Raw genomic sequence first — 16,640 nt, forward strand, 5'->3', positions numbered from 1 at the left:
GAAGCTACAGGTAAGAAAGATCAGCATTCCCGAAAAGCGGCGCTTGATGAGATTAGCGCGACCGCGTCTGGCGTGGCCGCGCACTGCTTCACTTCTTCCCTTGAGGTGCAGCCTCGTCGGGTGGAACATCGCCAGGTGACGGCTCACCGGGAGTGTCTTCCTCGGTGACGTCTTCATCCGGATCGATGCCGGGCAGGTCACTATCTCCCTCATCTTCGATCCGCGTCGCCCCGCCCGTCGCCGGTGCATCGCTTGCAGGGAAGGTGTCTTCGATGGTCTGGTCAACAGCGTCATCGGGCTTTTCGTCCGGTGCGCGTTGTTCAACAGGTGTGTGCGTCATGGTTCACTCCTCGAAAGTTTGTTGCTCTCATGTAAGCGCAATCGCTGTACCGCAAGAGCGACAACTTCCTTTTCAACCGGAAAGTGCCCGCAACCACGGCAACTTCAAATCCGACGCGCGATCTCCTGCCCTTCGCGCGCGTCCTTGAACGCACGATGTTCGCGCCGCGTAACGTATTCCGGTCCCAGCGATTGCCCACACGCCGGACACGACGGCGTGTTTTCCGAGAAGAGAGTATCAAGGCCGTCGTAGAGCCCGTTGTGCGACAGATCTCGCAGCGTCGCGAGATACCAGTGCGAACGTGAATCGTCGTACCGGCTTTCAACGATCGAGCCGCAGTGTCCGCACGGACAAGTCACGTGAGTAATTACGCGCAATGCCATGATGCCCTCCCTCACTCAGCGGGCCTCTGGCCCGCTTCTCGTGGCCTCAACGAACGGCGCGGCCTGAAAGTGTTCCACCCGTCGGGTCGCGGCGTAGCGGAACGTTGTCGGTCGAAACACCAGCTGCTTCCTCGAACGGCGGTTGATGCCTGAAGCCCGCATGGCCGGAAACGATCGCTATGATCGCGCCGACGATCAGTGCCGCGAATGAGAACCACGAAGCGCGCGCTACATTGCGTGCTGCCGTATCGGCCGTCTGACGCACGTCGGCTTGTGCTTGCGGACTCGATGCTTCGGCAGTAGCGGAAGCGATTGCGCCCTGGACCCGCTGGGTCAACGCGCTCGCCATCGTATTACCGGTGCCAGACCGATCCATTGTTGCGCCGGCGGTTGCGCCCGTCGACGCTACGTTTCCGGCGGCGCTCACGGCGGTGCCGAACAGCGACGTTGCTCCATAGATAACCAGCAGAATCATCACCGCCCACGCTAGCAGGCCATGGAGCCAGCCAAGAACGGGTGCGCAACGACCCGCGAAATACGAGCCTGTAAAAACCGCGATGGCAGTCATGATGATGAGATACGCGCCGGAACTGAAGCCATACCCATCCAGCGGGTTGTAGCGCGACAGCGGTGCGAACGCTGTCATGCCGATTGCCGTGCCTAGCACGGTCAGAACGAGATATACGATCAGAGAGAGAATGACGCCGGTGATCACGGAGCCCCATGACACGCGGGGTAGTCCGGTTTGGGTAATAAGCAGTTTCATGGATGTGCCTTGGTAGTTGCGGGGAACTTGGAATAGCAAACACAAAGATGATTGTGTTCATTTGTAATAGCGCATTGGCCGTTCCCGGCGGTCAACCGCTTCACCCTTTTCTGTCCGTCGCATTTGCAGCTCTCATTCTTGCGAACGCGGCTTGATCGATGGACGCGCGCGCATGATCGCAGTCTCATCAATAGCTTGTATTGCCGTGCATCCGTTAACGGGATCGCGCCCATACTCATACGGCACCTGCTGATAGCGATGAAGGCAGCGTGTAGAGAGCACTACACTGAGAGAGGTTCGTGGAAATGTTCGGCCCGCGCCGGGGCGACGCAGCGCTTTAAGTTGCTGATGCCTTATCTAACGGGAGCCGGTATTTTCTACGCTGACATGCCTCTAATTCGGTGTCGTCGCGGCACATCGAGGGATTCCTTCGAGCTACTGCGATCACTTCTCATAACGTCGGCATACTTCCGGACAGCCGCCGCGCACTCGCTATTCCCGTCTGACTGAAGCTATACCGCTAGTGCCAATAGAAAGCGTTTGAGGTCAATACACAGGTGAACAAAGCCACGCACCAGTTCATTGATACAGGTATTGCGGGATGCCGCATGCAACATGCGGGCGATATACGAGCGCCCCCGGCAAGTTCGAGTTCGAACATCATCTCGACACGCATCTATGCGCCGCTGTCCCGCTTTAGTGTGCTTTTCATTTTATTTTGTCTCGACGGGACCAAAAGCTATCTGTTGCGACGCAGCAAAATTCATTGTATGCGCATCAACAAGGGCGCAATTGAATTCCCGATTGTTGTTATTCGGATGATCGTGTAGGGGCAGCCCCTGGCCTTGACGCTGCCCACATGCGCTGTACCTCAGTACTTCATTTGACAGCCTCTCCAACACCGAGATCTGCACCCGTCATCGGGTCTGCCTTCGTATCGGACGCGGTGCGTGAAGCCATGGCGCGTAAAACTTCGGCCTCGTCGGCCGTTACGTTGACAGTTGCCAACCCGTCGCCACCATCAACCGCAGGCTCTGGTGTCTCCACGAATTCCCAGTCGGCGCCCTCATTCCACGGACCGCGCGGAGATGCGTCGCCGCTGGACATGTTGTAGTAGACACTGGTGAACTCCGGCACGCCGGGAAGCTTCCCTTGCGGAAAGTTCGGCTGGATGGAGTGCAGCGCCTTCTCAAATGACTTCTGATGGGCAATTTCCCGCGTCATCAAAAAGCCCAGCGTTTCTTTGATGCCGGGATCTTCCGTTACGTTGATCAGTCTTTCGTACACGATTTTCGCTCGTGCTTCGGCTGCAATGTTTGAGCGCAGGTCTGCGGTCGGTTCGCCAATGGTGTCGACGTATGCCGCTGTCCAGGGGACACCGGCAGAATTGGTCAGTGCAGGCCCACCGCCATAGAGCAGCGACGTAATGTGAGAATCGTTGCCGCCGCCCGTCATTGCGCGATAAAGCTCGGCTTCACTCTCCACCGCTTCAGCCAGTTGACCCTTCGCTCCCTTGTTGAGCATCGCGATAATCGAGCCCACGATTTCCAGGTGACTGAGCTCTTCGGTCGCAATGTCAAATAGCAGGTCCTTCCGGCCCGGGTCGTCTTCGCCCACCGCCTGGGTGAAATACCTGCAGGCTGCACCCAGTTCACCCTGTGGTCCGCCGAACTGCTCGAGGAGCAGATTGGCGAGGCCGGGATTAGGTGCGGCAACACGCACCGTGTACTGAAGGCGTTTGTTATGTACAAACATGGTGTTCTCTCCTTTGAAGGCCTGGCACAGACGGAGCACCGCCCATTGCGTGAGGCCAATTGGATTCCGGAGGACGCAACGAATCGCGACGTTGATTACGTGCGATTCTTTACGTTTGGAGTCTCAGAACGTATGTTCTGGCGAGAATGCGGCGATGTGCCGCGTGTGATCGGGAAGCTGCGCTACCTGTGCCGCATGGCGTGTTCCCGGGGCGAAACATCGGATAGACACTTTCCAGATTCGCGCAATTGCTGGTGGCAGCCGTTTCGGATTTGCACTGCCGGGCGCATACGGACGGGCGCTGGCATTGGATGCCGCGGCGAGTGGTGAGTAGCGAGTTCAAGCGTGGACGGTCGGGCTGTGTACTGCGACAGGCGATCTCGCCATGTTCGTACACGATCCGTTACGCCGCACGAGTACAAATGGCGCCCGAAACTCTTAAGCCTGTCGCGTCGATTGGCGGCGAGCGCCGTACCGTGACATCAAATGGTGGGCCCGAAGTTAATCAAACAGAGACCTGATCAGTCGACTGGACCGAGCAACACATCGATTGCGGCTTGCCCTGCTATTTCTGCTACCAGGTAGGCCCACCGTTCAGTGAAGGGGCCATTGCGCAGAGGTATGCGTCCTCCTTTCGCACCGAGCACCTTGAGGTTAGTGCCGCCTTTTATCTGAAACGTGACGTCAAAGGTGTCGTCAGCTGATGGAGTCAGTTCGACATGAATCTCGAATCCCCGATACTCGATTGTTCGGCGCATGGATGCCTCAGGTTTGTCACTGAGACTAACACGTCTGCGACGAGGGGGAGCGGGCCGACCGCTGGAAGCCCGCTATCGCGGCGACAACCATCAACCCTGTTTGTCTCGCGGCAGCCTTACACAGAACACCGTTTCTGCGCGGTTGGAGCGCGCGTCGATCTCGCCCCCATGCGCCCTTGCAATCTGCCGCGCTATGTACAGTCCCAGCCCTATACTGCTGTCGGTATTCTCTGGCTGGTCCAGGCCGCGTTGCAGCGGGTCAAAGATACAGTCGAGGGTCGACTGCTCAATGGCGGCGCCAGCATTTATTACTTCCATGACCACTTCGGCGCTTTCGCCTCTTACTGTCACATGTATGGGGGTGTCCTGCGCTCCGTACTTGATCGCATTCAGGACAAGATTGCCAAGCAACTGCTGTAGCCGGTGGCCATCCCAGACACCCGAGCAGTCCCCGGTCACATCCAGATCAACCTGACGACCCGGATGCACTGATCGCAACTGTTCCAGTTCGTCGGCAAACAACTGGGCCAGGTCGACATGCATCGGCGCGATATTCATCCCCAAACCCAGTCTGGTCCGGTTGAAATCAACCATATCGTCCAGCAGGGCCTGCATGCGATCACCGCTTCGGATCAGGCGGGACGCAGCCCCGCTCACATTCTCGCCGGCGTTCAGCGCCGCCAGATACGACGATGTCATCTGGATGGCCTGGAGTGGGCTGCGCATGTCGTGCCCCAGCATTCCAAGGAAGAGATTTCGGGACAGGTCTACTCGCATGGTGAAAAACCGTACGGACTCACCGACCGCCTGATCAATGGCCTCGTTGAAACGAACCATGTCGTCCACGTGATGACTGTCTGGCGCGCATTCGTCCATCCACAGTCGGAGTACGCTCGCGCGCAAGGCGCGGTATTCGGCAACCAGCTGGTTGATGTCGAACCCGCTTCGCGCGCGCAGAAGCGCGTGCGTCTGGGCGGCGGTCTCTGCAACACCGGCCAGTACGGGCGCCTGCCCGGTGGACTTTTCAAACTGGTCTTCCCGGCTCTGCCGAGTGGACAGATCTTTTGCCACCGCCTCCAGAATCTGCTGCGCATGGTCCCGCAAGGCCAGCGTCCTCATGTCTGCCGCAGCCGGCAACAGCGTGCGCGCGAACTCCTCCCATCGCGACAGGATGGCATCCATGTTGTCAAGCACGAAGTCGGCTAATCGCATGTTTGACCTCAGAAGAAGGAGAAGATCTTCCTGAGCATTTTTGCGGATTCCACCCTTATAGGCAAACTCAATACACGTTCGCGTCCGTCAGGAGATCCAAAACCGAACGACAGGCACCCGGGCATTTCCATCCGGCAGAACAGGCATTTAAGAATTACTGTACATCCTGCGGGAAAGGTATACAGTAACCTTGTTGCAGCGCGGCATAAAGCATGCCGCGTCACTCCGACCTGCAGATCATTAGCGACACACTCGCCTCCGATATCCCTTGGACGTACGTGCCGGGTCGATCAGGAGCACTCAATGAATACCACCACTGCTGTTGAGCAATCCGCCAACTTTGGCCTGCGTACTTTGCCGGGACTTTTCGGCTTGCAGAATGAAGCCTTTGAGCGACTGCAAAAACTGACTCACCTCAATCTCGCAGCATTCAAGACGATGATGGAAGAAGGGCAATCCGCTCTGTCGCCGCAGAAGTCAGGACTACCGCCTGTCGCCGGTGCGGTCGGCCTGTCGCAGCGATTTACAGAGCATGCCGTGTCGTATTCCACGCACGTCCGCGAGATCGATTCGCAGTTCATGACCGCAATTGCGCGCGCGGGCGAGGATCTGCGTAACCAGTACACCGCCATGTGGATAAAGGCTGCCACCAGCTTTGGCCAGAAGACCGCCCCTTTTCGGTCGGACGCTGGCTCTACGGCGATGCAGTCTGCGTTCGGCGGGATGATGCGAGCCCAACGGATGATGCAAGAAACCATCGGTCGGGCGGCGGGTACCCAGATGCCCGGCACACCAGTAACTGACATCGCGTAAGCGACAGCGTTGCGCGGTTCACGCGCAACACCAAAACGACGCCCTGCACGAGCAGGCCGTTGGGCGGTCTCACCGCCTGATGAAGAAGCCGGCGAGACGCCGGCTTCTTTTTATTCCGTCACGATTAACCGTACCGCGCATTGCATTTTCAGCATTGCATCTCCATCAGGTGTACTGACGCAGGCGCACCGAGAACTCTTTGAGCGGATTGATACCGCTGTGCTCGGCTCGACGACACCATTCCTGAAGTTGTGACCGCAACTGCTCGCGCGACCTGTTCGACCGTTCCCAGATCACCAACAGGCCGTCTTGCAGGTCCAGATAGATACGCAGCGTCTGGCTACCGTCGTACATTTCCGCAAACCACTGCTGACGTTGCTGGATATAGGCGCCGGAGCAAGCGCCGCCAAACCATTTTCTCACCCTGCGTTTGAGCAGAAATCGTTTGCAAAGACCGATGTTTCTCGTTTGACCAAGCTCCTGCCGATACGCGCATTCAGCCGTTCTGGCATAACGCGCCATCACCTCATAACGGTTGCGGAGAATGGCTTGAACCGTCTCGTCATCGAGCACCGTCTTGCTCTTCACCAGGTGCGGCCTCGGCGCAACCTTCTTCACCTTTGCCATTCCCAGCGCAGAAAGAATGCAGATGTACATCCATCCGATATCGAACTCGAACCATTTATTCGAGAACCTGGCGGATGTTGCATAAGTGTGGTGGTTGTTGTGAAATTCCTCGCCGCCTATCAGGATGCCGAGCGGCACGACATTCGTACTCGCATCGGGCGAAGAGAAGTTGCGGTAGCCCAGAAAATGTCCAACGCCGTTGACCACACCGCCTGCCCAGAATGGAATCCAGATCATCTGGACGGCCCAGACCGAGACACCGACGATACCGAACAGCGCTACGTCGATCACCATGAGCAAACTGATACCGAGGTTCGGATACTTCGAATAGACGTTGCGCTCGATCCAGTCGTTCGGCGTGCCGTGGCCGAATTTCCGTAGCGTTTCTTCGTTCTTCGCTTCAGCGCGGTACAGTTCCGCGCCGCCCAGCAATACTGTCCAGACGCCACGGACTTGAGGGCTGTGCGGATCCTCGTCGGTCTCACACCTCGCGTGGTGCTTGCGGTGAACGGCAGCCCACGTTCCCGTGTGCATGCCCGTTGTCATCCACAACCAGAAACGGAAGAAATGACTGGCAACGAGATGCAGCTCGAGCGCCCGGTGTGCCTGGCAACGGTGCAGGTAGACCGTCACGCTAACGATCGTGATGTGCGTCAGCAGCAGAGTGGTGAGCAGGATTTGCCCCCACGTCAGCAAAAGCAGGCCGTGTGAGAAAAACGTCAATGAGGAAGTAAACAAAGTGGCCCTTCTTTCTAAAGCAATCTTGGCATCAGAAACCTGCTGTCGCGCTAACGAGCCATCGCTTACGTGGCCGGCTCGCGCGAGTTCACCTCGACAGCGACAGCCAGATACAGCGAGATGGACAGCTTGTGTACGCCAGAATCCAGTGGTACACACACGCCTTCAGTAGCGCAATCGACGGTCCTGCCGTCAAGAACAGCATGCATCGCGCGGGCCTCTGAGGTCGACGCCACGCGGATCTCATATAGCGTCGAGCACATGTTGATCTTTGCTTCGAAGCCCGGCCACGAGTCAGGAATACAAGGGTCAATCACCAGACAATCCCCTTCCCTGCGAATCCCCAGAATGCCTTCGACGCCCGCCCGGTACATCCATCCCGCCGCCCCCGTGTACCAGGTCCAACCGCCGCGCCCGACATGGGGCGCCACGGAATAGACATCGGCCGCGACGACGTAGGGCTCGACCTTGTAGCGCTCGACCTCCGTTGGCGTGCGCGCATGATTGACGGGATTCAAAAGCGAAAACAGCGCTGCGGCCCTGTTACCGTCGCCCAGTTTCACAAATGCGAGAATTGCCCACATCGCGGCATGACTATATTGGCCGCCGTTTTCGCGCAGCCCCGGCGGATAGCCCCTGATATAGCCCGGGTCCTGCGAAATTTTATCGAATGGCGGCGTGAACAGCAACGCGATTCCGTCCTCGCGACGGATAAGATGTTTCTCCAGCAAAGCCATCGCCTGTGCGGCGCGTATCGGATCCGCCGCGTCTGACAAGACAGCCCACGACTGGGTAATCGAATCGATCCTGCACTCTACGTCGCTATGCGAGCCAAGCCAGCTGCCGTCGTCAAACGTCGCACGACGGTACCACTCGCCATCCCAGGCCTCACGCTCAAGCGCATCGCGCACCGATGTCGCATGATCGCGCCAGCGCGCGGCACGCTGCGCATCGCGCGGTTCGGCGAGCGGCGCGAACAACCCGATCGTGCGCAGGAGCAGCCAGCCGAGCCACACACTCTCTCCCTTGCCGTTAGCGCCGACGCGGTTCATCCCATCATTCCAGTCCCCCGTGCCGATTAACGGTAAGCCATGTTCTCCCGTCAATTCGATGCATTGATCGAGACCGCGTGCGCAATGCTCAAATAACGATGCAGATTGTTCCGCGATCATGGGCTGGAAGAAAGCGTCGTGTTCGCCGGGTTGCAGCCGCGGACCGTCGAGAAACGGCACGATCTCGTCGAGAACCGCGTCATCGCCCGTGCAGCTGATGTATGTCGCGACGGCGTATGCAAGCCACACGCGATCGTCGGAGACCCGGGTGCGCACGCCTTGGCCTGAATGCGGCAGCCACCAATGCTGGACATCGCCTTCGGCGAATTGCCGCGACGCTGCGCGCAGCAGATGCCGCCGCGTTTCGTCGGGCCGCACGTGCGTCAGCGCCATCATGTCCTGCAACTGATCGCGGAACCCGTAAGCGCCGCTCGCCTGATAGAAGGCCGCACGCGCCTCGACGCGGCACGCGAGCGCCTGATACAGCAGCCAACCGTTCAGCATCAGATCCATCGCCCGGTCGGGCGTCTTCACCTGAACGGCGCCGAGCACGCTGTGCCAGTGATGTGTCACCTCGGCGAGGACGGCATCGAGATTCGCACTGCGATAGCGTTCGATCAATGCCCGTGCATCATCGACGGATGCGCATTGGCCGACGAATGCAACCAGTTCGATGACCTCGCCTGCGTCCAGATCGACGAAAGTCTGCAATGCCGCGCACGGATCGAACCCCGCGCCGGTCGCGCCGGACAACGGGAGATGACCGGTCAGCGCCGCCGGCGCGGCGGCTTCGCCGCTACGGCCGAGGAATTCGGTGCGATCCGCGGTCCACGCTGTTTGCCGGCCGCCGAAGTCGGCGAACGCGACGCGTGTGCCGAACGCGATATTCCATGGATTACGCGCCAGCATCGCGCCAGTCACCGGGTCGATTTCCGTTACGATAAACGGCGCCGACGCGCCTCGCGACGTGCCGAGCACCCATTCGGTCCACGCCGTCACGGAGAGGCGGCGTACGACGCCCGACAGATTGCGCAACGTCAGACGGGAAATCTTCAGCGGATCAGCAAGCGGCACGTATTGCAGCAGGTCGAGTGCGATACCGTTCGCGCTGTGCTCGAACCGGCTGTAACCGTGGCCATGACGCGCGACGTACATGCCACCGTCGCGGATCGGCAGCGCGGTGGGCGTCCAGATATCGCCCGTCGCCTCATCCCGCACGTAAAGGGCTTCCGTGGCGGGGTCTTCGACAGGATCGTTCGACCATGATGTGAGCTGGTTCTCACGACTGCTTTCGGCCCACGTATAGCCGCTGCCTTCCGCCGCGACCTGAAAACCGAAACGGGGATTGGCAATCACGTTGATCCACGGCGCAGGCGTGGAGGCGCCCGGCCCGAGCACGATCACGTATTCAGAACCGTTTTTGCCGAAGCCGCCCAGACCGTTGAAGAATTCCAGTCCAGCTGTCATCGAAGACGGTACGTCAGACTGCTCAGGCGTTGCTGGCCACAGCGACAGAAGCGGCGGCTTCCTCCGGCGCGGTGACAACGGCTGCCCTGGCATTTTCAACAGCGTCCCGATCTGTGCGGCAATCGACCCTCGGCGCGCAATCAGCGCCACGCGGGCGACCGATTGCAAGAGCGTCCTCGACTCCACGCTCATCAGATCCGCACGCAACGTATAGATCGCCCCCTGTGCGAGTTCATCGTCGAAACGCGGACGTGACTGGCTGCTGCGCACGGCCGTTTCGATCGCCTCCTGCAATGCCTGTATGTATGACGAGGCACGCTCGTTGACGATCACGAGGTCGACGGCCAGCCGTTTCATTCGCCAATATTCGTGCGCCTTCAACAATTGCCGGACCTGCGCGATATCTTCGAGGTCGCCGATACCGAGCAGCACGATCGGCAAGTCGCCCGAAATCCCCAGCGGCCACAAGCCCGCCTGCGTGCCGCCTCCGCGAACGATAGCGTCCGTCGGCTGAGCCCTGAAGCGCGCGTCGGCATAGACAATCGGTGCGCCAAGCCGCTGGAAGTCCGCCGCCTGCTCCGCCTCGATGCCGAGATAACGCAATTGAACCTGAGCCTGTGTCCAGGCGAGCGTTTTGGCACGGTCGAATGCGTTGCGGTCGTGGTGCTGATCGATGAGATCGAGCAACTGCGCGCGTGAGGTGGCCACCATCGTCCAGAACGTGACACGCGCAATCTTGCCGGGCGGCACCAGCAGACGGTATCGCAGCGCGAAGACAGGATCGAGCACGGTGCCCGTCGTATTGGAGAGCGCCTGGTTGTCCACTATCGAGGTGGCCGTGCGCGTATTGCGCCCCCTGCCCAGAAAGCGCATGCGATCCGTTTCGTATTGCGGTTCGGCGACGATCTCGCCCTCGACAACGGCAAAATGCGCGGCCCATATCTGTGTAGCGTCTTGCGAACGCGGACGACGCGTCGCCACCAGCGCCCCGAATTCGGCAAGATGCTCGGTCTGCACGAACATGCGCGCAAAAGCAGGATGCGCGATATCGGCGGCCTGCGCGCCCAATGCGAGTTCGGCATAGGAAGTCAGCTCGATATCCCGAACGCCGCGCCCGCTGTTTGCGAGCGAGACACGACGGACTTCGCCGTCCGCCTCACCCGATACGAGTACATCCATGCTGGTCGTGAGCGACCCGTCGTGACGGCTAAACTCCGCGTGATCTTCACCGAACACGACGCCGCTCGTTTCGGGTTCGCCAGCGAGCGGCCGTGCACTGGCAGACCACACCCGGCCGCTGGACATGTCGCGCAGGAATATGAACGTCCCCCAGTTGTCACGCGTCGCGTCCTCGCGCCAGCGCGTGATAGCCACGTCACGCCAGCGGCTGTAGCCGGCGCCTGTCGCGGTCAGCATCACGGCGTACCTTCCATTCGACAGCACATGGGTGATCGGCGCTCCGCCGGCGGACGCAGGCTCCAGGACGCGACGCACGGTCGACGGCGCGGCCCCTTCTTCGGTGGCAGACGTGCTCACTTCTTCGGCACGCGGATGCGCCACCGCGACGTTGCGCGGCATGCGCTCCTGCAATAGCAGTTCGCTCGCCTGGATCATCGGCTCACGATGAAAGCGTGTACGCATCACCCCATCGAGCAAGGTGTTTGCAATTGCAACGATCGTCATGCCCTGGTGATGAGCCATGAAGCCGCGGACAAGCGCGAAGCTCTGCCCTTCGGCCAGACGCGCACGAGTGAAGTCGAGCGCTTCGTAGTATCCGTAGCGACCCAGCGCGCCCAGGGCGGCGAGTCGTATGTAGTTTTCGCGGGCAGCCTGCGGCGCGACCATCGTCGCCAGTCCCGTTGCGTAGGGGGCGATTACCCGGTTTTCGGACAGTCCGCGTTTGAGCCCGAGGCCAGGCACGCCAAAGCTTGAGTACTGGTACGTGAATTCGATGTCACGAGCTTCGTAAGCAGACTCCGAGACGCCCCACGGAATGCCAAGCGATCGTCCATACGATCTCTGCCGCTCCACCACCAGGCGGTTCGTCTGTTCCAACAGACTACCGGCGGGTTCGCGCGCGACCAGCGACGGCATCAGATACTCGAACATCGACCCCGACCATGAAATCAGCGCGGATGCTTTGCCGATTGGTGTGGCCGACCGCCCGAGACGGAACCAGTGACGCGTGGTCACGTCGCCCTTCGCGATCGCGAACAGACTGGCGAGCCTTGCTTCGGACGCGAGCAGATCGTAACAATTCGCGTCGAGGCTGTTATCCGACTGCGAGTAACCAATCGACAACAGCTTACGTTCCGGATCGAGCAGAAATGTGAAGTCCATTCCGAGCGCAAGTGCACGCGAGGCATCGGCTAGCGAGGTCAACCGTGCTTGTAGAAGATACGGCACAGTGGCGAGTTGCCGCCCGTCGCGACTGTGTTCGAAAATGCTTCGCCGCAAGGCTTCGATCCAGAACATCAGGTCTGCACTACTATCGTCTCCGTCGGCGGGCACAATGGCACGCGTCGCCTCCACCGCCTTTTTTGTCAGCCGCGCCAGCGACCCCGAAAGCGCACGGTACGTCTGCGGACCGCGCAGTTGTGCATGGATTTCGTCGAGAGTCGCGGCAAGCTGTCTGCCCCGTTCTCCGTTGGCAGCAGGCAGCGCGGCCACAGCCTCGCGCGCGAGTTGCAGATTATCGAGTATCCCGGATCGGGCGGAGGGTGCGAGCGCTGTATGCACCCATTCTTCGCACGCGTTGGCGAGTACGATCAAATGCCCGGCGAGATTACCGCTGTCGACCGATGAAACGTAAGCAGGCGCCAATGCCTGCAGGTTCTGTGTGCCATACCAGTTATAGAAATGACCCTTGAAGCGCGGGAGTTTTTCAAGCGAAGCAAATGCGGCCTCGAGTCGCTCGACGGTTTCGATCGTCCCCGCCCAGCCGAAATCGCGCGCGGCGACTGCCGACAGCAAATACAACCCTAGATTGGTTGGCGAGGTGCGGTGCGCGACGACGGGCTTCGGATCTTCCTGGAAATTGTCCGGCGGCAGCATGTTTTCTGCGGGCGTGACAAAGGTCTCGAAGAAACGCCACGTGCGGCGCGCGATCAGGCGCAAATCGCGCGCGTCTGAGTCCGACATCGCGAGACGCGGCCCGACGGTCGGCGAACGGCTTGCCCACATCGCAAGCGCCGGTGCGGCCAGCCATAACAACGTGAACGGCAACACGAGCGGCCACCGCGACGGCGCGAATGCAAGCGTGCCGATTGACAGCACAAGCCCAAGCGCGGTGCCGCCCGCCATCTGCCGATAAAAGCCGTGCAGATCAAGACGAGGGCTGCCCTTGGACTGCGCCGCCGTCGTCCATTCGAGTAACCGTCGATGCGTAACGTACAGCCGCATAAGCGTCCGGACGATCGCATCGCCCATGCGCCACGCGTGGTCGACAAGGAACGCAACCGAAAGCAATGTTTGCAATGTCGCGCGCAGCAGATCACCGCCCAGCACGTCGAGGTGATTGCACAGTCGGGTACCTGCACGTCGCGGCACGATCGCGAATAGCGGCGGGATAAAAGCGGGAATGGCTAGCGTGGCGAACATCAGCAACGCGCCCGCCATGCCGGCGCGGATCGGCATCAACCAGCACAGGCCGAGCGCGGCAACCGTGAGCGGTGCCAGCAGCGAGCGACGCAGATTGTCGAGCATCTTGAAGCGCCCGATCGCCGGCATTGCCAGGCGGCTATGGCCTCGATACCCAACGATCCACGGCAGCAACTGCCAGTCGCCACGGGTCCAACGATGTTGACGTTTGGCCGTCACATCATAACGCGACGGCACTTCCTCCACCACCTCGATATCCGATGCCAGCCCGGAGCGCGCGAACACCCCCTCGAACAGATCGTGACTGAGCAGCGTATTTTCGGGCACGCGGCCATGCAAGGCTGCTTCGAATGCATCCACGTCGTAGATGCCTTTACCCGTAAACGAGCCCTCGCCGAACAGGTCCTGATAGACGTCGGAGACGGCTGCCGCATACGGGTCCATCCCGCCGGGACCGGAGAAGACGCGCTGATACAGTGAACCTTCCTGGCCGACGGGCAGCGAAGGCGTGACGCGAGGCTGAAGAATCGCGTAGCCGTTGACGACGCGTTGTTCGACTCTACTGAATGTTGGCCGGTTCAGCGGATGCGCCATCTTGCCTATCATCCGCAACGCGGCGTCCCGGGGCAGACACGTATCGGCATCGAGCGTGATGACGTAGCGCACGTCGGATGGTACTTGCGGCGGGCGCCCGTCGATAGACACGAACGTTGTATCCGTCGCGCCACGCAACAGCCGGTTGAGTTCGTGCAGTTTGCCGCGCTTGCGTTCCCAGCCCATCCATTTGTTCTCGCTCCTGTTGAACACGCGGCGGCGATGCAGCAGCAGAAAGCGGTTACCACCTGGAGCTGGCTCATAACGGCGGTTCAATGCTTCGATCGCGTTTGCAGCAACGGCTAGCAAATGCGCATCACCGTCTCGCACTTCCTGGTCGGCATCGAGGCCGTCCACCAGTAGCGCGAATGACAAATCTCCACCGGCTCCCGCGAGGTGATGCACTTCGAGGCGTTCGATCTGCTCGCGCAGGTCAGCCTCATTGCTCAGGAGCGAGGGCACCGCGACCAACGTCCGAAGTCCCGACGGCACACCTGCGGACAGTTCGAGTCCCGGTAACATGACCGCGCCGAAACTCCACGTCACCGCACGGTTAACAAGCGCGGTTGCGACCTCGGTGAAGGGCAGAAATGCACACAGGGCAAACAACGCGACCACCCACGCGTCGAGATGGCGCGGCGACTGACTCCAAAGCACCCACGACGCCAGCGCGAGCAACGTTGCGGCCAACGTCAGGATCATGCCGACATAGCCACCCATGCCGAGGCCGACATTGAACCGGGTAATGCGCAGCCGCAGGGGCGCGCGGAATCCGATTGCCTGCTCCAACGTTCGCCGACCTTCCGCAATCAGGTGGTAGCCGGGGTCACCGGCGCGTTCTGTGCGCCCGGTATCGCCCGCCTCCGTCACCGCTGCTTGCGCCAAGTGAAGCGCGAGATCGACGATTTCGAGTTCGGTGGCGGCCGAGCCGCGCGCCAGTTGCTCGATCGCACTGCGGTAGAGATTGCGCGTCGGGAAGTCCATCGCGCCGAAGGAACTTGCTGCGCGCAGTCGTGCATCGACGAGACTCACACTCTCGAACAGTTCTGTCCAGTCGATATCAGACATCAGGCGCATGCTGGTGATCACATTGCGCACCGTGACATTCGATGCACCCTGTCGCTGCTGTGCATGCTGCACGACTTCATCGACAGACACACCCTGAAGCCTGAGCCGCTCCTCCAGCCACCCGAGCGCGGGCATCGTGCGCGGATCCTGATCGCGCAGCCGTTTGGCGAGCTGTGCGGCGAACAGCTCCGACAACATCCCCGAGGAACGCGTGGAGATATCCGCTTCCAGCGCCGTGCGGGCATTTCCCGTTTGCAGCAGGCGGCTGGTGAGCGCATCGGCGTCATCGCGTGCGCGCCGACCTGCCGTAATCTGGTCAGCGAGTCGCCGCAGATTCTCGATCAGGACGACGCGCAACGTGATCGCCACTGCCCACAATTCCCCGATCGTGAGCGGCCGAACACGCTGGTATGCATCGATGAAACGTCGCAGCACACGCGGGTCGAAGTGGCTGTCTGTATGCGCAACGAACGCCCATGCCAGGCCGAATACGCGTGGATAGCCGGCGAACGGCCCCGCAGCCAGCTTAGGCAGCTGACGATAGTAACCGGGAGGCAGGTCGTCGCGAATCTCACGGATCTGCTGCTCGACCACATGATAGTTGTCGAGCAGCCATTCAGCAGCGGGCACCACGCTCCCGCCATGCTCCAACTCTGCAGCGCTCGCACGGTAGGCCGCGAGCAGGACGGCAGCGTTGTCGTTGAGGCGGGTGTGCAACGATCGCACGGCAGGTGGCCTGTTCGTCACCGACTGTGCGGCGGCGAGGCTCTGCGCATGCTGCTCGAGGCGCTCGACACTGAACAGTTCGTCGCGCACGGGCGACGTGTCCGTCCACGGCGGCGAGGCGGGTCGAAATCGCGCGACATACTGAATGAACGTGTTCACGGGTACTTCCTGCAACATCGGTGAATTCGACGGCCTGGGGGATTCCCATCGGCGCGATACCCTTGACAGGCAAACCGCATACCACGGGACGTGGTCACATGGCTCGCCCAGTCGATGATCTTCCCGTCACCGGTACTGACACCACACGTTGGGCAGACATACACGTTGAATAAACAGGCGTTTCTTTGTTTCTGGACGATCCCCTGCGCCGTACTCTCAACTACCGGTAACACGAACGGCTTGCGTCAGCCAGACAGCTTTGATACGCCATTTGACACGCCTGGATGCACGTTCTCTGCTGGTCGGCGACGTTATCCGTCGCGCTCCCTCGCCCTGTGGGCGTGCATTGGCATCGCGCCAACGTTGAATTACAGATGCTGCTCTGAACGGATACACAGCGTTGATCAACTCCCGCAAATGCGTTCGAAGAAAGCAACGCCAGGACAACGACCATTGAGCCGACCACCTCGATACGCATATGCTGCTCCCGGCTCAGGATTAACCGATGCCTGGCTCTCGAGGGTCGTCTGGTGGAAGAAAGCCAACCCTTCGGCGATCGAGATGCAAGACGCCCGTGAACAC

At 60.4% G+C, this 16,640-nt stretch carries 10 protein-coding genes; 2 read left to right on the forward strand and 8 right to left on the reverse strand.

Going from position 1 to position 16,640, the window contains the following annotated elements:
• Positions 1-88 precede the first annotated feature (88 nt).
• From FRZ40_RS18120 to FRZ40_RS18130, 3 genes are all read right to left on the reverse strand, one after another.
• Entirely contained in the window at positions 89-340 is a 252-nt protein-coding gene (locus tag FRZ40_RS18120) for a hypothetical protein (protein ID WP_054927153.1), read from the reverse strand.
• A 104-nt stretch (positions 341-444) separates the two neighbouring features.
• Positions 445-723 carry a hypothetical protein gene (locus FRZ40_RS18125; RefSeq protein ID WP_147235063.1) on the reverse strand — a complete coding sequence of 93 codons (279 nt, stop codon included), beginning with the start codon at positions 721-723 and terminating at the stop codon, positions 445-447.
• 46 nt (positions 724-769) lie between these two features.
• Positions 770-1,489 carry a YrzE family protein gene (locus FRZ40_RS18130; protein WP_062916108.1) on the reverse strand — a complete coding sequence of 240 codons (720 nt, stop codon included), beginning with the start codon at positions 1,487-1,489 and terminating at the stop codon, positions 770-772.
• 557 nt (positions 1,490-2,046) lie between these two features.
• On the opposite strand from FRZ40_RS18130, the gene FRZ40_RS18135 reads away from it, so the two are divergent.
• Positions 2,047-2,319, forward strand: a complete 273-nt coding sequence (locus FRZ40_RS18135; RefSeq protein ID WP_147235064.1) for a hypothetical protein — start codon at positions 2,047-2,049, stop codon at positions 2,317-2,319.
• A 49-nt stretch (positions 2,320-2,368) separates the two neighbouring features.
• Here the strand turns inward: FRZ40_RS18135 and FRZ40_RS18140 are convergent, their stop codons facing one another.
• From FRZ40_RS18140 to FRZ40_RS18150, 3 genes are all read right to left on the reverse strand, one after another.
• On the reverse strand, positions 2,369-3,244 hold the full coding sequence (locus FRZ40_RS18140; RefSeq protein ID WP_054925104.1) for a manganese catalase family protein: 876 nt from the start codon (positions 3,242-3,244) through the stop codon (positions 2,369-2,371).
• Positions 3,245-3,765: 521 nt separating this feature from the next.
• Positions 3,766-4,002 carry a hypothetical protein gene (locus FRZ40_RS18145; RefSeq protein WP_062916106.1) on the reverse strand — a complete coding sequence of 79 codons (237 nt, stop codon included), beginning with the start codon at positions 4,000-4,002 and terminating at the stop codon, positions 3,766-3,768.
• 90 nt (positions 4,003-4,092) lie between these two features.
• Positions 4,093-5,214 (reverse strand): sensor histidine kinase, encoded by a 1,122-nt coding sequence (locus tag FRZ40_RS18150; protein WP_147235065.1) that lies wholly within the window; start codon positions 5,212-5,214, stop codon positions 4,093-4,095.
• 303 nt (positions 5,215-5,517) lie between these two features.
• Here FRZ40_RS18150 and FRZ40_RS18155 point away from each other — a divergent pair, with 303 nt between their 5' ends.
• Entirely contained in the window at positions 5,518-6,027 is a 510-nt protein-coding gene (locus FRZ40_RS18155) for a phasin family protein (protein WP_054925102.1), read from the forward strand.
• Between the two features lie 165 nt (positions 6,028-6,192).
• Here the strand turns inward: FRZ40_RS18155 and FRZ40_RS18160 are convergent, their stop codons facing one another.
• Both FRZ40_RS18160 and FRZ40_RS18165 read right to left on the reverse strand, forming a co-directional pair.
• Positions 6,193-7,392 (reverse strand): DesA family fatty acid desaturase, encoded by a 1,200-nt coding sequence (locus tag FRZ40_RS18160; protein ID WP_054925101.1) that lies wholly within the window; start codon positions 7,390-7,392, stop codon positions 6,193-6,195.
• Positions 7,393-7,457: 65 nt separating this feature from the next.
• Entirely contained in the window at positions 7,458-16,058 is an 8,601-nt protein-coding gene (locus FRZ40_RS18165) for a glycoside hydrolase family 94 protein (RefSeq protein WP_054925106.1), read from the reverse strand.
• Positions 16,059-16,640: the final 582 nt, after the last annotated feature.

This window comes from Paraburkholderia azotifigens (assembly GCF_007995085.1).
GTDB lineage: Bacteria > Pseudomonadota > Gammaproteobacteria > Burkholderiales > Burkholderiaceae > Paraburkholderia > Paraburkholderia azotifigens.